The sequence below is a fragment of the Sphingomonas lycopersici genome (assembly GCF_026130605.1).
In the GTDB taxonomy this organism is placed as follows: Bacteria; Pseudomonadota; Alphaproteobacteria; order Sphingomonadales; family Sphingomonadaceae; genus Sphingomonas; species Sphingomonas lycopersici.
In genome coordinates this window covers 178,711-203,632 of the sequence record NZ_JANFAU010000005.1, presented here as the reverse complement: position 1 = coordinate 203,632, position 24,922 = coordinate 178,711, and the positions used below count along the sequence as shown (strand labels likewise).

24 protein-coding genes and 1 other RNA gene are annotated in these 24,922 nt (G+C 68.6%); 9 read left to right on the top strand and 16 right to left on the bottom strand.

Annotated elements, in window-relative coordinates; genetic code table 11:
• Positions 1-82 precede the first annotated feature (82 nt).
• Together NED98_RS12540 and NED98_RS12535 are read left to right on the top strand one after the other, a co-directional pair.
• Entirely contained in the window at positions 83-1,132 is a 1,050-nt protein-coding gene (locus NED98_RS12540) for an aspartate-semialdehyde dehydrogenase (RefSeq protein ID WP_265313234.1), read from the top strand.
• Positions 1,133-1,236: 104 nt separating this feature from the next.
• Positions 1,237-2,340, top strand: a complete 1,104-nt coding sequence (locus NED98_RS12535; protein ID WP_265313233.1) for a DUF3667 domain-containing protein — start codon at positions 1,237-1,239, stop codon at positions 2,338-2,340.
• Between the two features lie 164 nt (positions 2,341-2,504).
• Here the strand turns inward: NED98_RS12535 and ftsH are convergent, their stop codons facing one another.
• The 9 genes from ftsH to NED98_RS12490 form a co-directional block, all read right to left on the bottom strand.
• A complete protein-coding gene (gene ftsH, locus NED98_RS12530; protein ID WP_179510920.1) occupies positions 2,505-4,472 on the bottom strand; it encodes an ATP-dependent zinc metalloprotease FtsH in 1,968 nt (655 codons plus the stop codon).
• Positions 4,473-4,534: 62 nt separating this feature from the next.
• Entirely contained in the window at positions 4,535-5,632 is a 1,098-nt protein-coding gene (gene tilS / locus NED98_RS12525; RefSeq protein WP_265313232.1) for a tRNA lysidine(34) synthetase TilS, read from the bottom strand.
• A 146-nt stretch (positions 5,633-5,778) separates the two neighbouring features.
• Complete coding sequence (locus tag NED98_RS12520; RefSeq protein ID WP_179510922.1) at positions 5,779-6,711, bottom strand: tetratricopeptide repeat protein; 933 nt, start codon at positions 6,709-6,711, stop codon at positions 5,779-5,781.
• Positions 6,712-6,909: 198 nt separating this feature from the next.
• Positions 6,910-7,857 carry a helix-turn-helix domain-containing protein gene (locus NED98_RS12515; RefSeq protein WP_265313231.1) on the bottom strand — a complete coding sequence of 316 codons (948 nt, stop codon included), beginning with the start codon at positions 7,855-7,857 and terminating at the stop codon, positions 6,910-6,912.
• Between the two features lie 171 nt (positions 7,858-8,028).
• Positions 8,029-10,308, bottom strand: coding sequence for a phosphoenolpyruvate--protein phosphotransferase (gene ptsP, locus NED98_RS12510; protein WP_179510924.1), 2,280 nt, complete (start codon positions 10,306-10,308; stop codon positions 8,029-8,031).
• Positions 10,309-10,541: 233 nt separating this feature from the next.
• Complete coding sequence (gene ruvB, locus NED98_RS12505; RefSeq protein WP_265268529.1) at positions 10,542-11,564, bottom strand: Holliday junction branch migration DNA helicase RuvB; 1,023 nt, start codon at positions 11,562-11,564, stop codon at positions 10,542-10,544.
• Complete coding sequence (gene ruvA / locus NED98_RS12500; RefSeq protein ID WP_179510926.1) at positions 11,561-12,160, bottom strand: Holliday junction branch migration protein RuvA; 600 nt, start codon at positions 12,158-12,160, stop codon at positions 11,561-11,563. Before ruvA ends, ruvB begins: the two co-directional genes overlap by 4 nt.
• Positions 12,161-12,548: 388 nt before the next feature.
• Positions 12,549-13,037 (bottom strand): crossover junction endodeoxyribonuclease RuvC, encoded by a 489-nt coding sequence (gene ruvC / locus NED98_RS12495; protein ID WP_179510927.1) that lies wholly within the window; start codon positions 13,035-13,037, stop codon positions 12,549-12,551.
• Positions 13,038-13,162: 125 nt separating this feature from the next.
• Complete coding sequence (locus NED98_RS12490; RefSeq protein WP_179510928.1) at positions 13,163-13,906, bottom strand: YebC/PmpR family DNA-binding transcriptional regulator; 744 nt, start codon at positions 13,904-13,906, stop codon at positions 13,163-13,165.
• 102 nt (positions 13,907-14,008) lie between these two features.
• Between NED98_RS12490 and pdxH the strand changes: the two genes are divergently transcribed.
• The gene (gene pdxH / locus NED98_RS12485; protein WP_265268532.1) at positions 14,009-14,590 is read left to right on the top strand and encodes a pyridoxamine 5'-phosphate oxidase; all 582 of its coding nucleotides are present in this window, start codon (positions 14,009-14,011) and stop codon (positions 14,588-14,590) included.
• Positions 14,587-15,534, top strand: a complete 948-nt coding sequence (locus NED98_RS12480) for a cation diffusion facilitator family transporter (RefSeq protein ID WP_179510930.1) — start codon at positions 14,587-14,589, stop codon at positions 15,532-15,534. The genes pdxH and NED98_RS12480 overlap by 4 nt, the downstream gene beginning before the upstream one ends.
• A gap of 66 nt (positions 15,535-15,600) precedes the next feature.
• Here the strand turns inward: NED98_RS12480 and NED98_RS12475 are convergent, their stop codons facing one another.
• Positions 15,601-15,957, bottom strand: a complete 357-nt coding sequence (locus NED98_RS12475; RefSeq protein WP_179510931.1) for a hypothetical protein — start codon at positions 15,955-15,957, stop codon at positions 15,601-15,603.
• Positions 15,954-16,622, bottom strand: a complete 669-nt coding sequence (locus NED98_RS12470; protein ID WP_265313230.1) for an EI24 domain-containing protein — start codon at positions 16,620-16,622, stop codon at positions 15,954-15,956. Before NED98_RS12470 ends, NED98_RS12475 begins: the two co-directional genes overlap by 4 nt.
• A 193-nt stretch (positions 16,623-16,815) precedes the next feature.
• Between NED98_RS12470 and NED98_RS12465 the strand changes: the two genes are divergently transcribed.
• From NED98_RS12465 to NED98_RS12455, 3 genes are read left to right on the top strand one after another with little or no spacing between them, the layout of a single operon-like run.
• Positions 16,816-17,814 carry an adenosine kinase gene (locus tag NED98_RS12465; RefSeq protein WP_179510933.1) on the top strand — a complete coding sequence of 333 codons (999 nt, stop codon included), beginning with the start codon at positions 16,816-16,818 and terminating at the stop codon, positions 17,812-17,814.
• Positions 17,804-20,392, top strand: coding sequence for an ATP-dependent helicase HrpB (gene hrpB / locus NED98_RS12460; RefSeq protein WP_432423323.1), 2,589 nt, complete (start codon positions 17,804-17,806; stop codon positions 20,390-20,392). The genes NED98_RS12465 and hrpB overlap by 11 nt, the downstream gene beginning before the upstream one ends.
• 11 nt (positions 20,393-20,403) lie before the next feature.
• Entirely contained in the window at positions 20,404-20,685 is a 282-nt protein-coding gene (locus NED98_RS12455; RefSeq protein WP_265313228.1) for an ETC complex I subunit, read from the top strand.
• 108 nt (positions 20,686-20,793) lie between these two features.
• Here the strand turns inward: NED98_RS12455 and NED98_RS12450 are convergent, their stop codons facing one another.
• The 4 genes from NED98_RS12450 to NED98_RS12435 are packed head-to-tail and all read right to left on the bottom strand — an operon-like array spanning position 20,794 to position 23,474.
• Positions 20,794-21,303, bottom strand: coding sequence for an NUDIX hydrolase (locus NED98_RS12450; RefSeq protein WP_179510936.1), 510 nt, complete (start codon positions 21,301-21,303; stop codon positions 20,794-20,796).
• Entirely contained in the window at positions 21,300-21,968 is a 669-nt protein-coding gene (locus NED98_RS12445; protein WP_265313227.1) for a TPM domain-containing protein, read from the bottom strand. Before NED98_RS12445 ends, NED98_RS12450 begins: the two co-directional genes overlap by 4 nt.
• Positions 21,968-22,873: a TPM domain-containing protein gene (locus tag NED98_RS12440; protein WP_265313287.1), complete on the bottom strand. Its 906-nt coding sequence runs from the start codon at positions 22,871-22,873 to the stop codon at positions 21,968-21,970. The genes NED98_RS12445 and NED98_RS12440 overlap by 1 nt, the downstream gene beginning before the upstream one ends.
• 7 nt (positions 22,874-22,880) lie before the next feature.
• Entirely contained in the window at positions 22,881-23,474 is a 594-nt protein-coding gene (locus NED98_RS12435) for a LemA family protein (protein WP_179510939.1), read from the bottom strand.
• Positions 23,475-23,580: 106 nt separating this feature from the next.
• Here NED98_RS12435 and mscL point away from each other — a divergent pair, with 106 nt between their 5' ends.
• Positions 23,581-24,012 carry a large conductance mechanosensitive channel protein MscL gene (mscL, locus tag NED98_RS12430; RefSeq protein ID WP_179510940.1) on the top strand — a complete coding sequence of 144 codons (432 nt, stop codon included), beginning with the start codon at positions 23,581-23,583 and terminating at the stop codon, positions 24,010-24,012.
• Positions 24,013-24,050: 38 nt separating this feature from the next.
• Here mscL and NED98_RS12425 read toward each other — a convergent pair whose 3' ends face one another.
• Positions 24,051-24,482, bottom strand: a complete 432-nt coding sequence (locus tag NED98_RS12425; RefSeq protein ID WP_179510941.1) for an RrF2 family transcriptional regulator — start codon at positions 24,480-24,482, stop codon at positions 24,051-24,053.
• Positions 24,483-24,524: 42 nt separating this feature from the next.
• Between NED98_RS12425 and ssrA the strand changes: the two genes are divergently transcribed.
• Positions 24,525-24,875, top strand: a transfer-messenger RNA (tmRNA) gene (gene ssrA / locus NED98_RS12420).
• The last annotated feature ends 47 nt before the right edge of the window (positions 24,876-24,922 follow it).

Genomic DNA, 24,922 nt, shown 5'->3' with positions numbered 1-24,922 from the left:
CCCCGCCGAAGCGCGGGGCGGCCTTGAACGACAAGTCCGAAACCAACCCCGCGCCTCCGCTCAAGACAGGAGACGCGTTTCAATGACCTCTTTCCGCACCTCGCCCGATCGCCTCAATGTCGGCATCGTCGGTGCCACCGGCCTTGTCGGCGGCATGATGCTGTCGCTGCTCGCCGAGCGCAATTTCCCGCTGACGTCGCTGCGGCTGTTCGCCTCGGCACGCTCGGCGGGCTCGACGCTGCCGTTCCGCGGCGCTGAGATCGTGGTCGAGGATGCCGAGACCGCCGATTTCGCCGGGCTCGATATCGTCTTCTTTTCCGCCGGGGGCTCCACCTCGAAGGCGCTGGCCGGCAAGGTCGCGGCGGCGGGCGGCGTGGTGATCGACAATAGCTCGGCGTGGCGCGGCGATCCCGAGGTTCCGCTGGTTGTCGCCGAGGTCAACCCGGAGGCGCTGCGCGAACTGCCCAAGGGGATCATCGCCAACCCCAATTGCACGACGATGGCGGCGATGCCGGTGCTCAAGCCGCTCCACGATGCGGCGGGGCTCAAGCGGATCGTCGCGAGCACCTATCAGGCGGTGTCGGGCGGCGGGATGGAGGGCGTCAACGTCCTGCACCGCCAGATCGTCGCGGGCGCCGAGGGGAGCGCCGCGCTGGCGCGGGACGGCGGCGCGGTCGATCTCGGCGAGCCGGAAAAGTGGGCGGTGCCGATCGGCTATAACGTCGTCCCGCTCAATTATGTGATGGCCGAGGAAGGCTATACCGAGGAGGAGATCAAGCTGCGCGACGAGAGCCGCAAAATCCTCGGCATTGCCGGATTGGCGGTCTCCGCGACCTGCGTGCGCGTCCCGGTGTTCACCGGCCACTCGCTCTCGATGAACGTCGAATTCGAGCGGCCGATCACCCCGGCGCAGGCGACCGAATTGCTCGCGCATGCGCAAGGGGTCGAGCTGGCCGAGGTGCCCAACCCGCTCGACGCGACCGGCAAGGACCCGGTGTTCGTCGGTCGCGTGCGCCGCGATCCCACCGTCGCGCACGGCCTCGCGCTGTTCGTCGCGGGGGACAATCTGCGCAAGGGCGCCGCGCTCAATGCGGTCCAGATCGCCGAAGTGCTGCTCGAACAGGGGCGGTGAGATCGCCGACGGTGAAGCCTCGGCGGTGATGCTGGGGCTTCGCTATCCCTTTGCCAAGCCCGCGTGCCGGCGGTATTTCCCGCCGGCGAAAAAGGGGGGCAGGGATGACAGGGATCGAAGCGGGCGCGGATATCGCCACCGGGGCGTTGATCGCGCGCGCGGTCGAGCCGGCGGAGGATCGCGCCGCGCACGACGGCCACGATAGCGGGGTCTGCCTCAATTGCGGCACCACGCTGATCGGCACGCATTGCCACGCCTGCGGCCAGGCGGGGCATGTCCATCGCACGCTCGGCGCGATCGGGCACGATATCGCGCACGGCGTGTTCCATTTCGACGGCAAGATCTGGCGTACCTTGCCGATGCTCGCGTTTCATCCGGGCGATCTCACGCGGCGCTATATCGCGGGCGAGCGGATGCGCTTCGTCTCGCCGCTGGCGATCTTCCTGTTCGCGGTGTTCCTGATGTTCGCGATCGTCGCCAGCCTGCCCGGCTGGCATATGGACGGCGGGAATTTCCTCAAGCCCGGGGTCAACGGCGGGATCATGCAGGCGCGCGCCAAGCTCGCCGAGGAGAACAGGCGCGCCGCCGCGATGGCGAACGAGGCGCGCGCCAAGCTGGCCAAGGAACAGCGCAAGGCCGATCCCGATCAGGCCCGCATCGCCACGCTGCAGCAGCGGATCGGCAAGGCCGACGAAGCCGCGCGCACGATCGGCAATGCGCAGAAAGTGCTCGGCGGCCCGCCGGGCGCCGCCGCCGCCGAAGCACCGCTGCCCGACGAAAATTGGTTCGAGGCCAGGATGCGCCACGCGCGCGAGAACCCCGAGCTGCTGCTCTACAAGATGAAGAACAGCGCGTATAAATACAGCTGGGCGCTGATCCCGATCTCGCTGCCGTTCGTGTGGCTGCTGTTTCCGTTCAGCCGGCGCTACGGGCTGTACGACCATGCGGTGTTCACCACTTATTCGTTGACCTTCATGTCGCTGCTGACGGTGGTGCTGGCGGTGCTCGCCGCGGCGGGGGTGCCCGAATGGATGCTGTGGACCGCGGCGGGCATCATCCCGCCGGTGCATATCTACAAGCAATTGAAGGGCGCCTATCGCCTGAGCCGCCTGACGGCCGGCATCCGCACCGCGCTGCTGAGCCTGATGATCCTGTGCGGGGTGATCCCGATCTTCTCGGTGCTGCTGGTTTATATGGGGGTGGGGTAGGGCGCATCGGCTCCGCCCACCGTCATCCCAGCGCAAGCTGGGATCGCGTGCCGCAGGCGTCGCCCTTGCCGCCCGAGATCCCGGCTTGCGCTGGGATGACGGGGATCAACAAAAAACCCCGGCGGGTTACGCCGGGGTTTTTCGTTTCAGTCTCGTCCGCCCGGTCAGGTCCCGGCGGGCGAGGGGTTGCCGAATGGCCCGGTCGGCCGCCGCGTCTTGGGCACCGAGGTGCCCGCCGCCGCGACGATCGTCGTCTTGGGGCCGTTGTCGATCCGTCCGATTTCCTCGCCGGCGATCAGCTTCTTGATCTCGTCGCCGGTCAGCGTCTCATATTCGAGCAGCGCCCCGGCCAAAGCGTGGAGCTGGTCGATATGCTCGCTCAGCACCTGCTTGGCGCGGTTCAGCCCGCCCTCGACGATCGAGCGGATCTCGTCGTCGATCAGCTGCTGCGTCTGGTTCGACATCCGCACCGGCTGCGACGCCGAATAACCGAGGAAGCTCTCGCCCTCCGGCTGCGAATATTCGACCGGGCCGACCTTGTCCGACATGCCCCATTTGGTGACCATGTCGCGCGCCAGCCCGGTGGCGTATTGGATGTCGCCCGAGGCGCCCGACGAGACCTTGTCGTAGCCGAAGATCACTTCCTCGGCGACGCGCCCGCCCATCGCCACCGCGAGGTTCGCGTACATCTTGTCGCGGTGATAGCTGTACGAATCGCGCTCCGGCAGCCGCATCACCATCCCCAAAGCGCGGCCGCGTGGGATGATCGTCGCCTTGTGGATCGGGTCCGACGCGGTTTCGTGGAGCGCGACGATCGCGTGCCCCGCCTCATGATAGGCGGTCATGCGCTTCTCGTCCTCGGTCATCACCATCGAGCGCCGCTCGGCGCCCATCATGACCTTGTCCTTGGCTTCCTCGAACTCGGCCATCGCGACGAGCCTTTTGCCCTTGCGCGCCGCCATCAGCGCCGCCTCGTTGACGAGGTTGGCGAGATCGGCGCCCGAGAAGCCCGGCGTCCCGCGCGCGATCGTGCGGCTGTCGACGTCGGGCGCCAGCGGCACCTTCTTCATATGGACTTCGAGGATCTTGACGCGCCCTTCGATATCGGGGCGCGGCACAACGACCTGCCGGTCGAACCGGCCCGGGCGCAGCAGCGCCGGATCGAGCACGTCGGGGCGGTTGGTCGCGGCGATGATGATGATGCCTTCGTTCGCCTCGAACCCGTCCATCTCGACCAGCAGCTGGTTGAGCGTCTGTTCGCGCTCGTCATTGCCGTTGCCGAGCCCCGCGCCGCGATGCCGGCCGACCGCGTCGATTTCGTCGATGAAGACGATGCACGGCGCCGATTTCTTGGCCTGTTCGAACATGTCGCGCACGCGGCTCGCGCCGACGCCGACGAACATCTCGACGAAGTCCGAGCCCGAAATGGTGAAGAAGGGCACCCCCGCCTCGCCGGCGATCGCGCGGGCGAGCAGGGTCTTGCCGGTGCCGGGCGAGCCGACCAGCAACGCGCCCTTGGGAATCTTGCCGCCCAGCCGCGCGAATTTCGACGGGTCCTTCAGGAATTCGACGATTTCCTGCAATTCCTCGCGCGCTTCGTCGATGCCGGCGACGTCGTCGAAGGTGACCTTGCCCTCTTTCTGCGTCAGCATCCGCGCGCGGCTCTTGCCGAAGCCCATCGCGCCCGATCCGCCGCCCTTCTGCATCTGGCGCATCACGAAGAAGGCGATGCCGAGGAACAGCAGGAAGGGCAGGGCCTGGACAAGCACATATTGCCAGATCGACGGCGATTCCTCCGGCCGCCCCGAAATCGCCACGCTCGCCTTGCGCAGGCGATCGGTGAGCTGGGGATCGGTGACCGGATAGGTCTTGAACTTGTCACCCGACTTGAACGTGCCGGTGATGAGGTCGCGGCTGACGTTGACCTCCTTCACGGTCCCTTCGTCGACCTTGTCGAGGAAGGCCGAATAGGCGATCGTATTGCCCTGCGGCGCGGGCGTCTTGCCGTCGAACAGCGTGACGACGAGCGCGAGCGCGAGCAGAATGCCGACCCAGATCAGCAGACTCTTCATCCACGGATTGGGGCCGCCGCCGCTATTCTCGGGGCCGGGCTGCTTGTCCTTGTCGATCATACGCTACCTTTCACCGCCCCAATGTAGGCGACGGGAGGTTAATGGCAATGGAACAACCTCGATCAAGCTGATCGACGCGGCGGCGCTTTGGTAACCGTCCAGATTTCGCCGTGCGGTGTCAGCATCACGCCGGCCTGTGTAGCCGATGTTCCCGCGGCGAGCGAGTCGAGCAGCGGCTCGATATTGGCGGCATCGCTCCATTCGGGGACGGTAATGGCGTGACGCGCACGCGTCTCGCCGATCGCGCGGCGGGCGAGACGGCGGCGCAGCTCGCGGGGCAGGTCGCTGACATCGAGGGTGAGGGGTGATTCTTCCGCGGCACCCTTCGCCGTCATGCCGGGCTCGACCCGGTATCCAGAGCCACGAAGGTCACCGTCTGCTGCGCCGGATACCGGGTCGAGCCCGGCATGACGATGCGGGGTCGGATCGCGCGTGCGCTCGGCCCACAGTCGGTCGGTGACGAAGACCAGCGCCGCCTCCGCTTCAGCCAGCGCGGCGGCGGATCGGGCGAGCGCGATGGGATCGAGCGCCGGGGTCTCGGCGAGCAGAGCGCGGAAGCGGGTGCGGTCGTGGCGCGCGTCGGCGTTGCTGGGATCGTCGACGAACGGTACGCCGGCGTCGGTGGCGATGCGGCGCAGATCATCGCGCCGCCAGCCGAGCAACGGGCGCAGGACCGGGAAACCCGCGATCGTGGCGCGCGCGCGTACCCCCGCGAGCCCCGCCGCGCCGGACCCGCGCACGGCGCGCATCAGAAAGGTCTCGGCCTGATCGTCGGCGTGATGTGCGGTGAGCAGGGCGAGCGCGCCGGCGTCGCGTGCCCAGCGCGCGAGCAAAGCATAACGCGCCTCGCGTGCCTGCGCCTGGATGCTGGCGCCGGCGATCGGCGCCTCGGGCGTCAGGATCGTATGAGGAACCGCCAGCGCGGCGCAATATGCGGCGACCATCGCCGCCTCATCGGCCGCCGCGACGCGGAGGCGGTGGTCGACCGTCGCCGCGACGATCTGCCCCGGCAGCGCGGCATATGCGAGCGTGAGCAGCGCCATACTGTCCGCCCCGCCCGACACCGCGATCGCCAGCCGTCCGGTGGCTTCGAGGCGCGCGAGATCGGCGCGGAAGCGATCGAGGTCGGCAGGGGCGATCATCGGCACCTGGGATGTCATGCGCAAAAAATATCCGTTCGCCCTGAGCTTGTCGAAGGGCTGCCCTGCTGGGCGAGGAAGGGCAGGGCTTCGACAAGCTCAGCCCGAACGGGATAAGCGGTTTTACCCTAATGTGAGGCGCCGTGTTCTGGGGCGCCTCACCCCCCTCACTTGCACTTCGCCGCTGCGCGCGCGCGCTCGATATCGCCGCGCATCTGCGTGCTGATCTTTGCGCCATAGACGTCGCTCAGCTCGCCATAGACCTTGCAGGCATCGGCCGGCTTGTTGAGCTTCATCAGCGACTGGCCGAGATAATAAAGGCTCTCCGGCGCGCGCTCGCCGTCGGGCATCTTCTTGTAATTGTCGTAGAAAGCGATCGAGGCGAGGCTCGGCTTGCCGTCGTCGAGATAGGTGCGGCCAATCAGATATTGCGCATAGCTGGCGCGGCGCGAGCGCGGATAATCCGCCACCACCTTTTTGAGCTGGGTCACCGCCTCGGGGTAGAGCTTCGCATTCCACAGCCGGTAGCCGTAGATATAATCGTCCTCGTCGGGCTGCGACGTATTGGGCTTTTCGATCGCCGCGAGCCGCCCGGCGCGCGCCGGATCCTTGCCCGCCTGAGCGGGCGCGGCGGGGGCCGGCGGCGGCGTGGTCGGCTTGCGCCCCGGCGGCGGCGCGGCGCCTGGTTCCTCACCGCCGCCGATGCCGCCGGCGACCGGCGCGGCGCCCGCGCCCCCGGCGATCTTCGCGTCGGTTTCCTTGCGATAGGCGGTGAACTGCTCCTCGAGCTGGCGCATGCGATATTGCGTCTGCTCGACCTGCCCGGTCAGGTTGGTGACCTGCTGTTCGAGCAGATTGACCCTTTGGGTAAGGTCGGCGAGTGGCGCGGTCGCGGGGGAGCCGATCTCGCGCCCCGGCGGCGGGGCGGCGGTGATCTGCGGCTCGACCGAGGGCGGCAGGCCGTTGCCCGGAAACACCTTGCGCTGCACCGCGCGCATTTCGCTTTCGAGCCGCCCGACGCGGCCCTCCAGCCCTGATTGCGCGAAGGCCGGCGCCGCCACGCAGATCGCCGCGCCCGCCAACAACACCAAATTACGCATGTTCATCCCCTAGAGCGTCGTGCGCAAAACCTAATCCGCCCCGGCCTGCGCCGGGGTGGAGGTCGCTAACTTGTGTCCCCGCGAAGGCGGGGACCCAGTCTGGGCTCCCGCCTTCGCGGGAGCACAAGGAGGTTTCGGTGTGATCCCGATCAAACGCACGATGCCCCACCGCGCGGACGCGGTCTGTCAGCAAAGGCTTCATTGCCCCGGCGGCGTACCGGCCGGTGCCGCGCTATTGGCGGCCGGCGCGGGGGCTGCCGGTTTCGGATCGGTAAAGGCCGCCGGGCGCGCCGGGGTCGATGTCGGTGCGGCGGCGGCGCCGGAAGGCGTCGCGGCGCCGGCGGCCGGGGCCGCAGCCGGCGTGCCGGAGACGCGCGCCGAAAGCGCCGCGGCGCTCACCGCGATGCCCTTGATCGGGCGCGATCCGTCGCCGAGCGGCGGCAGCGCCGAGCCGTTGAGCGTCACGGTCAATTTGTCGGGGCGGCCGACGTTGATCTTGGGATCCTTGGCGTCGGCCGGCACGTCGAACTTGTCGCCGGCCTTCATCGTGCCGAGGTACAACGTCTTGTCGTCGGCGTCATAGACGCGCAGCCACACCGCATCGGTCGCGGTGAGCGTGACATGCCCGCTGGCGGGGTTCTGCGCCGCGGCCGGGGTGGCGGTCGGCACCGGGGCGACCACCGCGGGGGCGCTGGCGACGCTCGCGCTCTCCGCGCTGCCGCTGTTGCGCCACATGCCGACCGCGAACCACAGCACCGCGAGCACGACCACCGCGAGCGCAACGCCGGCGGCGACGATCACCACCCCGCGCGAGGGCACCCGTGCCGGATCGGCGATCTCATAGGGCTGATATTGCGCGACCGGCCGGCCGATCCGCGCCACTTCCTCGCGCGTGTCGCGCGCCAGCGACACCTCGTCCTCGCCCACCGTGCGGGCATAAGCGCGCACGAACCCCACCGCATAAGTGGGGGAGGGGAGGGAATCGTAGCTGCCGTTCTCGATCGCCTCCAGATGCCGCAGCGGGACGCGGGTGCGCGCCGCAATCTCCGCCAGCGCAAGCTTTTGCTTTTCGCGCGCACTCCGCAGCCGCTCGCCGACCGAGCGGGGAATAAGCGCATTCTGTTCGCCGTTTGCGGCGTCGGTCATGGAAGTCTCCGGCGCGGGCAACGCTCCCTTGCCCGCGATTTTTTCCACCTGTCCCAAAGCCCGACAAGCGTGTCAATCGGGCGGGCCGACGATTGGGACGGATCGACCCAAGTTCCGCGCTTTTCTACCCGTCGCCATACCGGGGCTGACCCGGCACGGCGGCGCGGAAACTCACCCTAATTCGATCCGCTGCGCCGCGGCGAATTCGCTCAGCGCGCCGCGGAAATCACGCGGACCGCTGGCGAGCAGCCGCTGCATCTCCGCGACCACCGCGGCGTGATCGAGCGAACGGACCATCGCCTTGATCGGCCCGACCGCCGCGGGGGTGATCGACAACCGTTCGATCCCCAGCCCGATCAGCGCCATCGCCTCCAGCGGACGCCCGCCCATCTCGCCGCACACCGTCAGCGTCACCCCCGCCGCGCGTGCCGGCGCGACGACGCTCGCGACGAAGCGCAGGATCGATGTCGAGAGCCAGTCGTAGCGCTCGGCGAGCTTGGGATTGGCGCGATCGGCGGCGAACAGGAATTGCGTAAGATCATTGGTGCCGACCGACAGGAATTGCAGCTTGGGCAGCAGCAGATCGAGCTGATAGGCAAGGCTCGGCACTTCGAGCATCGCGCCATAGCGGATCTCGTTGGGCAGGCGGCGGCCGCGCCGCGTCAGCCAGTCGCGCTGCGCCTCGAACAGGTCGCGCGCCTCGTCGAATTCCCACGCTTCGGAGACCATCGGGAACATCACGTTGAGCGTGCGCCCGGCGGCAGCCTCGAGCAGCGCGCGCGCCTGCACCTTCATCAGCCCGTCGCGCTCCAGCCCGAGCCGCAGCGCGCGCCACCCCATCGCCGGGTTTTCCTCGTCGGCGGGATTGTCCTTCAGATAGGGGAGCGCCTTGTCGCCGCCGATATCGATCGTGCGGAACACCACCGGGCGGTCCCCCGCCGCATCGAGCACCTCGCGATACAGCCGCTGCTGCCGCTCGCGCGCGGGGAGGGTGGCGGAAACGAGGAACTGGAATTCGGTGCGGAACAGGCCGATCCCGTCGGCGCCGGTCAGGTCGAGCGACGCCACGTCGTCGCGCAGGCCGGCATTGACCATCACCGTGATGCGCTTCCCGTCGCGGGTTTCCGGCGCGACCTCGCGCAGCGCGGCATAAGCGGCGCGGCGCTTCTGGCGCAGCGCGAGCTTGGCCTCGAACGCCTCCTCCATCGCGCTCGAGGGGCGGACGAGCACCGATCCCTCGCCGACGTCGAGCAGCAGCAGGTCGCCGTCGGCGATCAGCCGCCGCACGTCGCGCACCCGGCCGAGCACCGGCACCCCCATTGCGCGCGCGACGATCGTGACGTGCGCGGTGAGCGAGCCTTCCTCGAGGATCACTCCCTTCAGCCGGCGGCGATCATATTCGAGCAATTCGGCCGGGCCGAGATTGCGCGCGATCAGGATCGTGTCGGTGCGCAGCCCCATTTGCGCCGCGGTGCCCATCTGCCCCGAAACGATCCTGAGCAATCGGTTGGAGAGATCCTCCAGATCGTGCATCCGGTCGGCGAGCAGGGGATCGTCGATCTGGCGCATCCGCTGGCGGGTACGCTGCTGGACGCGCTCGATCGCTGCTTCGGCGGTCAGCCCGGAATCGATCGCCTCGTTGATCCGCCGGCCCCAGCCTTCGTCGTAAGCGAACATCTTATAGGTGGCGAGCACCTCCTCATGCTCGCCGCCGGTGCCGAATTCGGCCTCGCGCGTCATGCGGTCGATCTGCTCGCGCATCTTGTCGAACGCGGCATAGACGCGGTGCCGCTCCGCCTCGATATCCTCGGCGACGGTATGTTCGATCGTGATCCGCGGCTGGTGGAACACGGCATAGCCCGCCGCCATCCCGTCGACCAGCTTCTGCCCCGCGATGCGCACGCTGGCGGTCGATTGCGGGCTCGCCCCGCCGGCGGGGCCGCCGTCGCCGTCGATCAGCCCGGCATTGGCGATCAGTTCGGAAAGGACCATCGCCACCGTCTGCAGCGCTTCGATCTCGACATCGGCATATTTGCGCGCTTCGCTATGCTGGACGGCGAGCACCCCCACCGCCCGTTCGCGGCGGATGATCGGCACCCCGGCGAAGCTGTGGAAACGATCCTCGCCGGTTTCGGGGCGATAGGCGAAATGCGGGTGGCTGGCGGCCTCGTCGAGGTTGAGCACCTCGACATCCTCGGCGATCGTCCCGACCAGCCCCTCGCCCAACGCGAGCTTGGTGACATGGACCGCGCTCGGATCGAGCCCGCGGGTCGCGAACAATTCGAGCACGCCTTCGCGCAGCAAGTAGATCGAACAGACCTCGCTCTCCAGCGCTTCGCCGATAATCTCCGCCACCTGGTTGAGCTTGGCCTGCGCGTTCGAACGCGCGGCCATGACATCGTGGAGGCGGACGAGAATCTCTCGGGCGGAGGCGGCGGCGGAAAGCGGCATAGGGGACAGCTATCAGACCGAAGCCTTGGGTGCCACGCAACATTATGTGCTTTGTAAATTCGAAATGGGTGCTTTGTTCGGGCGTTACTCCCTTCTTCTGCTCCCCTCCCTGGTGAAGGGAGGGATCGGGGGTGGGTTGGCCTGCGAGGAAGCGGATCGGTAACCACCATACCCACCCACCCCCAGCCCCTCCCTTCACCAGGGAGGGGAGGAAGAAGAGGGAGGGCGTACGCTCAGTCGAACAACCCGTCCTGCGCCCCCGCGGGCGGGTTGAGCCCGAGGTGCTTCCACCCGCCCGCGTTGAGCATCCGCCCGCGTGCGGTGCGCGCGACGAGGCCGAGCTGGATCAGATAGGGTTCGATCACTTCCTCGATCGTGTCGCGCGGCTCGGACAGGCCGGCGGCGAGCGTTTCCACGCCCACCGGGCCGCCGCGATAAATGTCCGCGATCATCGTCAGATAGCGGCGGTCCATCGCGTCGAGCCCGAGCTGGTCGACCTCCAGCCGGTTGAGCGCGCGATCAGCCGCCTTGGCGTCGACCTCCGCGACCCCGGCGACATTGGCGAAATCGCGCACCCGCCGCAGCAGCCGCCCCGCGATCCGCGGGGTGCCGCGCGCGCGGCGCGCGATCTCCGCCGCGCCGTCGCGCGCGATATGCAGATCGAGCAGCCGCGCCGCGCGCGACACGACATGTTCGAGCTCGTCGATCGTATAGAATTGCAGCCGCACCGGGATGCCGAAACGGTCGCGCAACGGGGTGGTGAGCAGCCCCTGCCGCGTCGTCGCGCCGACGAGGGTGAAGCGCGGCAGATCGATCCGCACCGATCGCGCCGACGGTCCTTCGCCGATCATCAGATCGAGCGCGCGATCCTCCATCGCGGGATAGAGCACTTCCTCCACCGCGGGCTGGAGGCGGTGGATCTCGTCGATGAACAGCACGTCGCCGTCTTCGAGATTGGTCAGCAGCGCGGCGAGATCGCCCGATTTGGCGATCACCGGCCCCGAGGTGGCGCGGAAGCCGACCCCCATTTCGCGCGCGACGATCTGCGCCAGCGTCGTCTTGCCGAGCCCCGGCGGGCCGAACAGCAGGACATGATCGAGCGCATCGCCGCGCGACTTCGCCGCCTGGATGAACACGCGCAGATTCTCGCGCGCGGCCTTCTGCCCGACGAATTCGTCGAGCGTCTTGGGGCGCAGCGCGGCATCGACATCCTCCGGCCGGCGGGCGGGGGTGATCAGGCGATCGCTGTCGGTCATCGCGCCGCCTTACGCAGCGCGAGCCGCACGAGCGCGTCGAGCGTCGCGCCCGGCCCCAGTTCCTCCTCCGCCGAAGCGACCGCCGCGCTCGCCTCCGCCGGGCGGAAGCCGAGATTGAGCAAAGCCGACACCGCATCCGCCCCCGCGCCGCTCGCCGCCGCCGGCGCAGCGCCGCCGCCCGGGCCGAGCGCGATGCCGCCGGCCTTGTCCTTCAATTCGCGCACGATCCGCTCGGCGAGCTTGGGCCCGACACCATTGGCGCGCGCGACCATCGCTTTGTCCTGCGCGGCGATCGCGCGGTTGAGATCGGCGGGTTCGAGCGCGGACAGGATCGCCAGCGCGACCCGCGCGCCGACCCCCTGTACCCCGGTGAGCAGCCGAAACCAGTCGCGCTCCTCGGCACGCGCGAAGCCGACGAGGCGGATGAAATCCTCCCCCACCAGCATCTCGGTGAACAGGATGCACGCCTCGCCGACTGGCCCGATCGCCGCCAATGTGCGCGACGAGGCGCCGACGAGATAGCCGACCCCGCCGACGTCGATCACGGCATAATCGACCCCGGTCGATTCCAGCCGGCCCTTGAGGTGCGCGATCATGAATCGCGGCGGGTGAGAAAGATGAGGCGCACGCGCATGGCCGGGACATAACCGGAACAGGCGGGCGGCGGAAGCGGCTTTTAATGCCGGGCGTTGCGCATGATCGCACCGCCGTTTCCGCGGTTCGCCGTGATTACAAAGGTTTAATGGCGGTTGATCGCCGGCGATGCGATTATCCGCACTGTAACGACATTCACTTGGCCCCCGGGAGTATGTGGGAGGCACCCCGCCGGTTCGCGCCGGCGGGGTTTTTTGCGTAGCGCCTGCCTGGTCTCGCTCCCCTCCCTGGAAGGGAGGGGCTGGGGGTGGGTGGGTATGGGGGTTACCGGTCCGCTTCCTTGCAGGCCAACCCTCCGACCCCTCCCTTCCAGAGAGGGGAGAGCCAGCTTCAAACGATCCCCGCGCGCCGGCTGGCGAGGTGATGCGCGTGGGTGATCGCCACCGCGAGCGCGTCGGCGGCGTCGGGCCCGGCGATCTTCGCGCCGGGCAGCAGCCGCGCGACCATCGCGTGAACCTGCGCCTTTTCGGCATTGCCGACCCCGACCACCGCTTTCTTGACCAGCCGCGCGGCATATTCGCCCGGCTCGATCCCGGCGCGGGCGATCGCGAGCAGCGCGACCCCGCGCGCCTGCCCGAGCTTGAGTGTCGATTGCGGGTTGGCGTTGACGAACACCTCCTCCACCGCCGCCGCATCGGGGGCGTGATCGACGATCAGCGCGGCGAGCACCGAATCGAGATACGCCAGCCGCCGCGCCAGCGGTTCGGCGGTATCGGTGGTGATCTTGCCGTTGGCGATATGCGACAACCGGTTGCCCTCGGCGCGGATCAGCCCCCAGCCGGTCGTGCTCAAGCCGGGATCGACGCCGAGAATGATCAAAGCCCCTCCCCTTCAGGGGAGTTGCCGCCCCGTGTGTCCCCGCGAAGGCGGGGACCCAGTCCCTCGATCACCAGCGTCCTATTCCTTCACCCTCGGTCCCCGCCTTCGCGGGGACACACATGCTCTCAGCCCAGCTTTTCCATCACCTCATCGGAGACTTCGTAATTGCCCCACACCTGCTGGACATCGTCGTCGTCGTCGAGCGTGTCGATCAGCTTGAACAGGGTCGCGGCGTCGCCTTCGTCGACCTGCACGATCGTCTGCGGCCGCCACGCGAGCTTGGCGCCTTCGGGTTCGCCGAGCACCGGCTCGAGCGCGCGTGCGACTTCGTGGAGGTCGGCCTGCGCGGTCCAGATCTCGTGCCCGTCCTCGCTCGACTGGACGTCCTCCGCGCCCGCCTCCAGCGCCGCCTCGAACACCTTTTCCGCGTCGCCCGCGCTCGCCGGATAGGTGATCAGCCCCATGCGATCGAAGCCGTGGCTCACCGAGCCCGACGCGCCGAGGTTGCCGCCGTTCTTGCTTACGGCGGTGCGCACATTGGTCGCGGTGCGGTTGCGGTTGTCGGTCAGCGCCTCGATGATCAGGCTTACCCCGCCGGGGCCGAAGCCCTCGTAGCGCACTTCCTCGTAATTCTCCGCGTCGCCGCGCGTTGCCTTGTCGATCGCGCGCGCGATATTGTCCTTGGGCATCGATGCTGCCTTGGCCGCGTTGACCGCGGCGCGCAGTCGCGGGTTCATGTCGGGATCGGGCGTGCCCATCTTCGCCGCGACGGTGATTTCGCGGCTGAGCTTGGAGAATGCCGCCGAGCGCTTCTTATCCTGCGCGCCCTTGCGGTGCATGATGTTCTTGAACTTGGAATGGCCTGCCATGGGGACTCCGAAAATCTGTGGCCGCCCCTCTAGGCCTCTGACAAGGCGCGCTCAAGACGCGCGCGATGGCAAAGCCCGCGACGCGGCGCTATGTGGGCGCGGATGACCCACGATCCCTTCGCCCTGTTCGATGCCTGGTATGCCGAGGCGCGCGCGAGCGAGCCGAACGATTCCAATGCGATGGCCCTGGCGACCGCCGACGCCGAAGGGCGCCCGTCGGTGCGCATGGTGCTGCTCAAGGGGCATGGCCGCGACGGCTTCGTTTTCTATACCAACCGCGAGGGGCGCAAGGCCGGCGAGCTCGCGGCGAACCCGCATGCCGCGCTGCTGTTCCACTGGAAATCGCTGCGCCGCCAGATTCGCATCGAGGGCGCGGTGACGCTGGCGAGCGATGCCGAGAGCGACGCCTATTTCGCGACGCGCAGCCGCGATTCGCAACTCGGCGCCTGGGCCTCGGATCAGTCGCGCCCGCTCGATGCGCGCGCCACCTTTGAGGCGCGCTTCGCGGCGATGGAAACGCGCTTCGCCGGGCAGGACGTGCCGCGCCCGCCCTTCTGGGGCGGGTATCGCGTCGTCCCCGAGCGGATCGAATTCTGGCAGGACCGCGCGCACCGCCTCCACGAGCGCCGGCTGTTCCTCCCGGACGGCGCGGGCGGGTGGAGCGAAGGGTTGCTCTACCCATGACCGGCGAGGAACGCCGCCGCATCATCCCCTTGGCGATGCGCGCCGCGCTCGCCAGCGTGGCGATGGCGACCTCGCTGCTGCTGCTCAAGGGTTATGGCGCGTGGCATACCGGATCGGTGGCGATGCTCGGCTCGCTCGCCGATACCGCGCTCGATCTGCTCGCCAGTCTCGTCACGCTCTACGGCGTCAAGCTCGCCGCCGAGCCCGCCGATCACGATCACCGCTTCGGCCACGGCAAGGCCGAGGCGCTTGCCGCCTTGTTCCAGGTCGCGCTGATCACCGCGTCCGCCGCGGCGATCGCCTGGCGCGCGATCGCCGCGCTGCGCAATCCCGAGCCGACCCACGACGCCGGGCTCGGCATCACCGTGTCGGTGCTGGCGATCGCCGCGACGTTGCTGCTGCTGTGGTATCAGCGGCACATCATCCGCCGCACCGGATCGGTCGCGATCATGGCCGACAATTTGCATTACCAGTCGGATGCGCTGCTCAACGGATCGGTGATCGTCGCGCTGGTGCTCGATCAGCTCGTCGGGTGGAGCTGGGCCGATCCGGTGCTCGGCATCGTCATCGCCTTGTGGCTGGCCTGGGGGGCGTTCCAGGCGTCGAGCCAGGCGATCGACCAGCTGATGGACAAGGAATGGCCCGAGGACCAGCGCGCCGCTTATATCGAGGTCGCCGCGCGCTCGCCGGGGATCCGCGGCATCCACGATTTCCGCACGCGCCGCTCGGGCAGCCATGATTTCGCGCAGTTCCATATGGAGGTGGCGGCCGACCTGACCGTCGCCGCGGCGCATGAGATCGTCGTCAACGTCGAGCAGCGGCTGCGCGATGCCTTCCCCAAGGTCGAGGTGCTGATCCACCTCGATCCCGAGGGCTATGTCGATACCGACAATCCCTTGGTCGAGGCGGATGTGACGCCGCACTGGTTCGGCAAGCGGATCTAGGCGCTTCCCTACTTTCCCCCCTCCCTTCCCCAGGGAGGGGGGAAAGTAGGGAAGCGGGAAATCCCCCTATTTCCCCCGTCGCGTTAGCGCCGAGACGCAGCTTGCGCGGTCGATTGCGCTGCCGTCGGGCTCGCGCGCGTCGATATAGGTGACGCGCTGTTCGTTGCCGCGCGGATAGAGATAGGCGTCGAGCACGCAGATGCGGCTCTGGAACTGCAGCTTGCGCGCATCGCCCTCGCGCACGTCGGCGTCGGGCTGGCCGAACAATTTGACCAGCGCGGCGGCATCCTGCCCGATCACGCGTTCGAGCCCGCTCGACGTATAGGGCAGGGCGACCGCCGCGGGGGTCGCCGGCGGCGCGGTGGTCGCGGTCGAGGCGCAGCCCGCCAGCAGCACCGCGCCCGCCAAAATCGAAAACCTCATGTCCGTCCCCGGTGGAAGAAATGCGTTGCCATCGCCGCGCCGAGCACCGGCGCGAGGATGTTGAGCAGCGGAACCACGAACAGCCCGGTCGCCGCAAGCCCGAGCAGGAAGCGCCGCGCGCCGTTCGTCCGGCGCCACGCGCGCAATGTCGCCGCATCCATATGCCGCGCCGCGACCATATCGCCGAGATCGCGCCCGAGCAGCCAGCCGTTGACCGCGAAGAATAACGCCGCGGTGCCCACGCCGGTGACGAGCAGTACGCCATAGAGCGGGAGCAGCAGCAGGTTGATCGCCACGACCCGCGCCGCCGATCCCAGCCCCATCATCAGCGCGCGATGCAGCGGCACCGGCCGCGCGCTCGCCAGCGCGGCGGGATAATGCCGCGCCTCGACCGCCGTGACCACCTCGTCGGCGAAGATGCCGATCACCGCGATCGCCACCGCGCGGAACAGGAACCAGAAGGCGAGCGCGAGCCCGACGATCGTCGCGGCGGAGGCGATCTCGTCATGCCATTCGCTTTGCGCGAGCCACGTCTCGACGCCCCACCACAAGCCGACGCCGAGCAGCACGAACAGCGCGAGCGTGAGCAACAGGCTCTTGCCCAGCACGCGCAGAATACGCGGATCGCCCAATTGGGCCACCGACAGGGCGAGTGCGCCGAACATTGTCAAAGGGATGCAACGGCAGCAGGCGGTTGCGCAAGATGCGGCGTCCCCCCGCATTCCGTTGTGTCTCCGCCTTCGCGGGAGCACAAGGGCGCCGGGGCGCCGACAGTTGCCCTGATCGGCTTTGCCGCTTAACGCACCGCTCGTTTGCGTTCGCCCAACGGCCGCACCCAGAGATTCGGAGACACCAATTTTGACCAGCCCCAATTACGCCGTGGTGGCGATCGGCAATGCGATCGTCGACATCCTCGCGCCCGCCACCGACGAATTCATCGCCGACAACGGGATGACCAAGGGCGCGATGCAGCTCGTCTTCTCCCCCGAGGAGGCCGATGCGCTCTACGCCAAGATGGGGCCGGGGCAGGAGATTTCGGGCGGATCGGCGGCGAACACGATCGCCGGCATCGCCTCCTTGGGCGGCAAGTGCGGGTTCATCGGGCAGGTCGCCGACGACCAGCTCGGCGCGGTCTTCGCGCACGACATCCGCGCCGCGGGCATCCGCTTCGACACCGCGACGCGCCCGGGCCAGCCGACCACCGGCCGCTGCCTGATCTTCGTCACCCCCGACGGGCAGCGCACGATGAACACCTTCCTCGGCGCGTCGCATTATCTCCCCGCCGCGGCGCTCGACCGCGCGCTGATCGCCGATGCGCATTACCTCTATCTCGAAGGCTATCTGTGGGATCCGGAGGAGCCGCGCGCCGCGATGCGCGCCGCGATCGACGTCGCCCGCGCGGCGGGGCGCAAGGTCGCCTTCACGCTCTCGGCCGAATTCGTCATCGAGCGCCACCGCGGCGCGTTCCACGAGCTGATCGACCACGGGCTGATCGATGTTTTGTTCGCCAATGAGGCGGAAATCATGTCGCTCACCGAAACCGCCGATGTCGAGGCGGCGATCGCCGCGGTGCAGGCGAAGGTGCCGTTGCTCGTCGTGACGCTGAGCGAGCGCGGCGCGCTGGCGATCGCGGGCGGGGAGCGCGTCCACGTCCCCGCCGCCCCGGTCGAGAAGGTGGTCGACACCACCGGCGCGGGCGATCTGTTCGCGGCAGGCTTCCTCCACGCGCAGGCCGAGGGGCGCGATCTCGCGCAGTCGCTGCGGCTCGGCGCGATCTGCGCGGCCGAGGTGATCAGCCATTTCGGCGCGCGCCCGCAGGTCGATCTGAAGCAGCTCGCGGCGGAGTCTGTTGGCTGACGATCTGCCCATCCACGCCGTTTTGCCCGATCTGCTCGCCGCCCTGCGCGAGCGATCGGCGGCGGTGCTGGTCGCCCCGCCGGGGGCGGGCAAGACCACCGCGGTCGCCCCGGCGCTGATCGCGGAAGACTGGTGCACGGGCGAGGTGCTGCTGCTCTCGCCCCGCCGGCTCGCCGCACGCGCCGCGGCAGAGCGGATGGCGGCGCTCGCCGGGGAGCCGGTCGGGCGGACCTTCGGCTATGCCACACGGCTCGACAGCAAGCGTTCCGCGCAGACCCGCGTCACGGTGGTGACCGAGGGCATTTTCGTCGCGCGCATCCAGAGCGACCCCGAACTCGCGGGCATCTCCGCAGTGCTGTTCGATGAAGTCCATGAACGCAGCCTCGACGGCGATTTCGGGCTGGCGCTGGCGATCGATGCGCAGGCCGGATTACGCCCTGATCTCAGGCTATTAGCGATGTCGGCGACGCTCGACGGCGCGCGCTTCGCGCGGCTGCTCGGCGACGCACCGGTGATCGAGAGCGAGGGGCGGAGCTGGCCGCTCGAACTGCGCTACCTGGGCCGCACCGGCGAGACGCGGATCGAAGACGCCATGGCCGCCGCGGTTCGCCAGGCGTTGCGCGAGACGCAGGACGGGGTGCTCGCCTTCCTCCCCGGCGTCGCCGAGATCGAGCGCACCGCCGAGCGGCTGGAGAATATCCCCGGCGTCACGCTCCACAAGCTCCACGGCAGCCTCGATCCCGCCGCGCAGCGCGCCGCGATCCGCGCCGAGCCGGACGGCGCGCGCAAGCTCGTGCTCGCCACCTCGATCGCCGAGACCAGCCTGACGCTCGACGGGATCGGCGTGGTGGTCGATTCGGGGCTGGCGCGCCGCCCGCGTTACGATCGCGCGGCGGGGATGACGCGGCTCGTCACCGAGCGCGCCAGCCAGGCCGCGGTGACCCAGCGCGCCGGTCGCGCCGCGCGCCAGCGGCCGGGGGTCGCCTATCGCTTGTGGGAAGAGGCGGCGACCGCCGGGCTGCCGCGCTTCGATCCGCCCGAAATCCTGGAGGCGGATCTTTCCGCTTTGGTGCTGGCGAGCGCGATCTGGGGGGTCGCCGATCCGCGCGATCTGGCGTGGATCGACGCGCCGCCCGACGCCGCGGTGGCCGAGGCGCGCGCCCGGCTCGCCGCGCTCGATGCGATCGACGCCGACGGCCGCCCCACCGCGCACGGCCGCGCGGTCGCGGTGCTGCCGATGCCGCCGCGGCTCGCGCATATGCTGATCCGCGCCGGGGAGATCGGGCTGGCCGAGACCGCGGCGGAAGTCGCGGTGCTGCTCGGCGAGCGTGGGCTGGGCGGCAACGACCCCGATCTCGAGCTGAGGCTGCGGCGCTGGCGCGGCGATCGCGGGCGCAAGGCGCAGGACGCGCGCGGCCTCGCGGCGCGCTGGGCGCGGCTTGGGCACGTCGCCCCCAACCCCTCGACCGTTCGCCCTGAGCCTGTCGAAGGGCGTCCTGCCGGTCGTGATGTGAAGACGCCCTTCGACAAGCTCAGCGCGAACGGGTCGGGGGATGCGCATGACGCTCCAGCCGATCGCGCCACTCGTGTGAACTTCGTGAACTTTGGCGACGGGCTCGCGACCTGCATCGCCTTGGCCTTCCCCGATCGCGTCGCGCGTCGCCGCGATGCCTCGGGAGAGCGCTGGGCGTCGGTCGGCGGGCGCGGGTTCAGGCTCGACCCGACATCGCCGCTGGCGCGCAACGAATGGCTCGCGGTGGCCGAGACGCAGGGGATGGCGGCCGGTGCGCGCATCCTTTCGGCGGCGCCGATCGACGCGGCGGTGGTCGAGGCGCTGTTCGCCGACCGGATCGAAACCCGCCACACCGCCGAATTCGACCCCGCGAGCGGCGCGGTGCGCCCGTTGCGCGAGCGGCGGCTCGGCGCGGTGCGGCTGTCGAGCGGCCCGGATTCGCACGCCGCGCCCGAAACGATCGCGGCGGCGCTGGTCGAGGGGGTGCGGCGCCACGGCCTCGATCTGCTGCCGTGGAGCGAGGGCGCGCGCGCTTTTCGCGTGCGCGCCGATTATGCCGGGGTGGCGCTCGACGATGAAGCGTTGCTCGCGCGGCTCGACGAATGGCTGCCGGCGGCGGTCGAGGGGCGGCGGCGGCTCGATGCGATCCCGCCGGGCGCGCTGACCGAGGCGATCCGCAACCTGCTCTCGTGGGACGATCTGCAACGCATCGAGCGCGTCGCCCCGGCGCATTTCGCCAGCCCGGCGGGCAGCACCCATGCGATCGATTATGGCGCGGAGGGCGGGCCGCGCGTCGAATTGCGCGTGCAGGCGTTGTTCGGGCTCGCCGAGCATCCGGTGGTGGGGGAGGGGCGGGTGCCGCTCGTCCTGTCGCTCACCTCGCCGGCGGGGCGGCCGATCCAGACGACGCGCGATCTGCCCGGTTTCTGGGCGGGAAGCTGGGCGGCGGTGGCGAAGGAAATGCGCGGCCGCTACCCCAAACATCCCTGGCCCGACGATCCCGCGAGCGCCAACGCCACCTTGCGGACGAAAAATGCCGATGCAAGGCGCGCGCAATCGCGATAAGGGAGCCCATCATGCCAACCGCTCGCATCTATCAGCGCCCGAAAAATGCCATGCAATCGGGCAAGTATCGCACCGACCACTGGGTGCTCGAATTCGAGCCCGCGGAAGCCAAGAAGCCCGATCCGTTGACCGGCTGGGCCGGCAGCGGGGACACGCGCGATCAGGTGCGGCTCGGTTTCCCGACCCGCGAGGCGGCGATCGCTTATGCTGAGCGCGAGGGGCTGGCCTTCACGGTGATCCCCGCGCCCGAACGCAAGCTCAAGCTCCAGGCCTACGCCGACAACTTCCGGTGATCTAACCGCCGTTCCCCCTGAGCTTGTCGAAGGGCAGCCCTTCCTTCTGCGGAAGAAAAGGGCAGGCTTCGACAAGCTCAGGGCGAACGGAAGGATGATCGCCGCTCGCTAAACCAGCGTATCGGCGAGCAGCAGCAGCATCTTCACGTCGATCGCCACGCCTGCCGCGCGCTTCGCCGCGACGAACGCGGCGACCTCGCGCCGCGGGACGAGATGGACGATGATATTCTCGTCCGCATCGCCGCCGCCTACGCCGGTCTTCACCAGATCGTGCGCGCGGACGAGGGTGAAGCCTTCGCTGACCATCCCGGGCGAGGAATAGAAGAAGCCGAGCGGCTCGATGCGCCCGGCGCGATACCCGGTTTCCTCCTCCAGCTCGCGCGTCGCGGCGGGGCCGACCGCTTCGCCCTCCTGCTCGTCGCCGATCAGCCCGGCGGGCAGTTCGAGGCAATTGCGCCCGAGCGGGACGCGATATTGCTCGACGAGCACCACCTCGTCCGCCGGGGTGATCGCCAGGATCACCGCCGCCTCGATCCCGCGCGCGCGTGAGGCATATTCCCATTTGCCGTCCTTCATCATGCGGATGAAGCGGCCCTGCCAGACGGTTTCTGCTGTCATAAGGTGATGAGTCGATCCGGTAGTTCGTTGGTATCGCCCGGCGTGCGCGGGAAATGTTCGGCGAGGACCAGCCCGATCTGCGTCACCGCCGCGGCCATCCCCTCCGCCGCGCGGCCCTGCTTGAGCGGCCCGATCAGCGCGGCCATCGCCGCGCCCCAGGTCGCATCGGGGACGCGATCGTGGATCGCGGCATCGGCGATGATCTCCGCGCGATGCTCGTCGAGGCTGAGGTAGAGCAGCACCCCGGTCGCGCCGATCGTGCGCTTTTCCGCGGCGGCGCGGAAAATCGCGAGCGCGCGGGCGCGGACGCGGCGCGCCTTGGTCGCGCGCGGGGTCAGCGCCAGCCGCAGCGGCCGCCACGCGAAGACGACGCGGCAGATCAGGAAGACGATGACGAGGACGAACAGCGCGATCGTCAGCACCGCGTTGATCGGAACCGCCGGCGCCCAGGGATCGAGCCATTGATGCAGCCGCTCGATCGGCAACGGGAAGGCGGCGAGCAACGCGATCGCGAGCAGCATCGCCAGCATCGTCCAGTGCAGCGCGACATCGTGATAGGCATCGGACGACCGCGCGACGACGGTGACGATCTCGCCGTCGGTTCCTGCCTCCGCCGCGGTGACCGCCGCGGTCACCGAATCGCGCTCTGCAGCCGTCATCCGCATCACCAATCCCCCGAAGCGCCGCCGCCGCCGAACGATCCACCGCCGCCGCCGGTGAAGCCCCCGCCGCCCCAGCCGCCGCCACCCGAATCGCCGCCACCACCACCGCCCCAGCCGCCACCGCCGCCCCAATTGCCGCGCGAGGCTTCACGGCCGATCTCATTGGCGATCGACCACAGCACGATCGGCAACGTGCCTGAGCCACTGCCGTCGTTGTAGCGCTGGCCGCGCCCGCGCCGGGCGAAGAACAGCAGCACGAACACCAATACCATGCCCCAGAAGATCAGGCCGAGCGGAATGCCGCCGCCCGCCCGCTGGCGCCGGTGTGCCTCGTCATATTGCTTGACCGCCGCGTCGAGCCTCGCCTGCGCTTCCTCGGGCGAGGCGCGGAGCTGGGCGATGATCGCATTCGCGCCGGCTTCGATCGCCTCCGGAACCTGGTTCGCGCGGATGCGCGGCATCATCTCCTGCTGGATGATGACGCTCGACAGCGCGTCGGTCAGGATCGGTTCAAGCCCATAGCCAACCTCGATGCGCGGGCCACGTTGACCGGCCGGATTGCCGGGCGCCGCGAACAGGATGACGCCGTTGTTGACGTCGCGCAGCCCGACGCCCCAGTTCCGGCCGAGCCGGTAGCTATATTCCGCGAAGGGATAGCCTTGCGTATCCTTCACCGTCACGATGATGAACTGCCGCTTGGTATCGCGCTGCAACGCCTCGAGCTTCTGCGTCAGATCGGCCTTCACCGCGTCGGGCAGCACCCCGGCCTCGTCCACCACCAGCCCGGTGAACTTCGGAAAGGTCTGCGCCGCCGCGGGCAGTGCCAGCGTCGCGAGCAACGCGATAAAGAGCGCGAGCAACGCCCGGGCCCATTGCCATTCGGGCCGAGCAGCGGCCGGGGGGCGCATCGTCACCTCAATTGCCGAAGTTCACCTTGGGCGCGGTATCGGCGCCGGGGGTGGTCGCCTCGAACGGCACCATCGGCTTCGCGCCGTAGAAGATCTTCGCGCCGATCGCCGCCGGGAAGGTGCGGATCGTGGTATTATATTGCTGCACCGCCTGATTGTAATCGTTGCGGGCGATGGTGATGCGGTTCTCGGTGCCTTCGAGCTGGCTCATCAGCGTGGTGTAATTGCCCTGGCTCTTGAGCTCGGGATAGGCCTCCTGCAGCCGCTGGAGCGACAGCGTCAGTCCGGCCTGCGCATTCTGGAACTGCTGCATCTTGGCCGGATCGGTGAGCTGGTCGCCGGACACCTTGACCTGATTGGCCGAGGCGCGCGCCTGCGTCACTTCGACGAGGATATCCTTCTCCTGCGCGCCGGCGGCCTTCACCGTGGCGACGAGATTGGGGATCAGATCGGCACGGCGCTGATATTGGTTCTGCACATCGGCCCAGCGCGCCTTGGCATTTTCCTCGGCGGTCGGGATGCTGTTGATGCCGCAACCGGAAAGCGTGAGCGCAACGCCGGCAATCGCGACCGAGCGGATGGCAATCGGACGAAACGTCATCGGGGGTCATCCTCCTGTTTCTGTCCTAGCCATATAGGACACTCGCGGCGCTTGGCGAAAGGGCAATCGGCGACTAATCATTCGCCACCCACAGAGGAGAGCGGGAATGTTCAAGGAGTTCAGGGCATTCATTGCGCGCGGGAACGTGATGGACCTCGCCATCGCGGTCATCATCGGCGCGGCGTTCGGTAAGATCATCACCTCGCTGACCGAGGACGTGATCATGCCGGTGATCGGGAAGATCTTCGGCGGCCTCGATTTTTCCAGCTATTTCATCGTGCTCGGCGACGTGCCGGCCAAGCTGCAGGGATCGACCGATTATGCCGCGCTCAAGAAGGCGGGCGTGCCGCTGCTCGGCTACGGCCAGTTCATCACCCAGGCGGTCAATTTCCTCATCATCGCCTTCATCATCTTCCTGATGATCCGGGCGGTGAACCGGGTGATGCCGAAGAAGGAAGAGGAGGTTGCGGCCGAGCCGGCCGATGTCGCGCTGCTGCGCGAAATCCGCGACGAGCTGCGTAGCCGTCGCGGTGCGTAAATAATTGTCGCCGGCCCGTCGCCCCTCGGGGCGGCGGGTCAGGCCGCGACGAGATGCTCGGCGGTGGCGTCGGCCAGGCTGGTGCCGTCAAGGATGCGCGCGGTTTCGTCGCGCACCCGCATCATCGCGTGGCGAATCGCGCAATCCGCCTCGCTCTTGCAATCCTTGCACGGGCGATAGGCGGTGCGGCTGACGCAGGGGACCAGCGCGAGCGGCCCCTCGATCACGCGGATGATCTCGCCCAGCGACACCAGATGGCTGGGGCGCGACAGGCAATAGCCACCCATCTTGCCGCGGTGGCTGAGCAACAGCCCAGCATCGCGCAGATCGGCGAGAATCAACTCGAGGAACTTGCGTGGCACATTCGCCTCGGTCGCGATCCGATTCATCGGAATCGGCGGGCTGCCGGCGGGGGCCTCGGCCAGGAAGAGCATCGCGCGAAGCGCGTAACGGGAACGCTGCGTCAACATGATAGCTTGCTCTATGCACCCCTATTATGGCGAGCGAAAGGCGGGCTTTTAGTTTTCGTACCAAGCCCCTATATCGGTCTCGCTCGCGGGGCTCGCCCCACGGCTATGGCGATAAACGCCGGCGATTAATAGGCGCAGCGGACCCGGGGGCAGTACCCGGCGGCTCCACCACCAACCGTCCGTTCCACGGACGGGTGATGACGGGGCCGAACCAGGATCGACGTGTGTTGAAAAGCGCTGGCTTTTGCTCGGAATGGGACCACCGTGACGGCCCGTACACAAGTGCCAACGATAACGAGGCGCTCGCGATTGCCGCGTAATCAGTGACCTAACGGTCTAGATTACAAGGACAAAAGCGCGGTTGGACCGCACCGGGCAACAGAAGCGGATTCCAGCGGCACGGGGAGCGCCGGGCAACAGAAGCTCCCCACCTTCCATAT

Excerpts from the sequence above, each read along its gene's own strand:
- NED98_RS12440 (WP_265313287.1), bottom strand. The coding sequence starts at position 22,873 with ATGCGCCCCCCGGCCGCTGCTCGGCCCGAATGGCAATGGGCCCGGGCG.
- NED98_RS12540 (WP_265313234.1), top strand. The coding sequence starts at position 83 with ATGACCTCTTTCCGCACCTCGCCCGATCGCCTCAATGTCGGCATCGTC.
- NED98_RS12490 (WP_179510928.1), bottom strand. The coding sequence starts at position 13,906 with ATGGCAGGCCATTCCAAGTTCAAGAACATCATGCACCGCAAGGGCGCG.
- NED98_RS12520 (WP_179510922.1), bottom strand. The coding sequence starts at position 6,711 with ATGCGTAATTTGGTGTTGTTGGCGGGCGCGGCGATCTGCGTGGCGGCG.
- NED98_RS12535 (WP_265313233.1), top strand. The coding sequence starts at position 1,237 with ATGACAGGGATCGAAGCGGGCGCGGATATCGCCACCGGGGCGTTGATC.
- ftsH (WP_179510920.1), bottom strand. The coding sequence starts at position 4,472 with ATGATCGACAAGGACAAGCAGCCCGGCCCCGAGAATAGCGGCGGCGGC.
- NED98_RS12515 (WP_265313231.1), bottom strand. The coding sequence starts at position 7,857 with ATGACCGACGCCGCAAACGGCGAACAGAATGCGCTTATTCCCCGCTCG.
- NED98_RS12470 (WP_265313230.1), bottom strand. The coding sequence starts at position 16,622 with ATGTTCGGCGCACTCGCCCTGTCGGTGGCCCAATTGGGCGATCCGCGT.
- mscL (WP_179510940.1), top strand. The coding sequence starts at position 23,581 with ATGTTCAAGGAGTTCAGGGCATTCATTGCGCGCGGGAACGTGATGGAC.
- tilS (WP_265313232.1), bottom strand. The coding sequence starts at position 5,632 with ATGACATCCCAGGTGCCGATGATCGCCCCTGCCGACCTCGATCGCTTC.
- NED98_RS12450 (WP_179510936.1), bottom strand. The coding sequence starts at position 21,303 with ATGACAGCAGAAACCGTCTGGCAGGGCCGCTTCATCCGCATGATGAAG.
- NED98_RS12455 (WP_265313228.1), top strand. The coding sequence starts at position 20,404 with ATGCCAACCGCTCGCATCTATCAGCGCCCGAAAAATGCCATGCAATCG.
- NED98_RS12475 (WP_179510931.1), bottom strand. The coding sequence starts at position 15,957 with ATGAGGTTTTCGATTTTGGCGGGCGCGGTGCTGCTGGCGGGCTGCGCC.
- pdxH (WP_265268532.1), top strand. The coding sequence starts at position 14,009 with ATGACCCACGATCCCTTCGCCCTGTTCGATGCCTGGTATGCCGAGGCG.
- ruvA (WP_179510926.1), bottom strand. The coding sequence starts at position 12,160 with ATGATCGCGCACCTCAAGGGCCGGCTGGAATCGACCGGGGTCGATTAT.
- NED98_RS12445 (WP_265313227.1), bottom strand. The coding sequence starts at position 21,968 with ATGCGGATGACGGCTGCAGAGCGCGATTCGGTGACCGCGGCGGTCACC.
- NED98_RS12425 (WP_179510941.1), bottom strand. The coding sequence starts at position 24,482 with ATGTTGACGCAGCGTTCCCGTTACGCGCTTCGCGCGATGCTCTTCCTG.
- ptsP (WP_179510924.1), bottom strand. The coding sequence starts at position 10,308 with ATGCCGCTTTCCGCCGCCGCCTCCGCCCGAGAGATTCTCGTCCGCCTC.
- ruvB (WP_265268529.1), bottom strand. The coding sequence starts at position 11,564 with ATGACCGACAGCGATCGCCTGATCACCCCCGCCCGCCGGCCGGAGGAT.
- NED98_RS12480 (WP_179510930.1), top strand. The coding sequence starts at position 14,587 with ATGACCGGCGAGGAACGCCGCCGCATCATCCCCTTGGCGATGCGCGCC.
- NED98_RS12435 (WP_179510939.1), bottom strand. The coding sequence starts at position 23,474 with ATGACGTTTCGTCCGATTGCCATCCGCTCGGTCGCGATTGCCGGCGTT.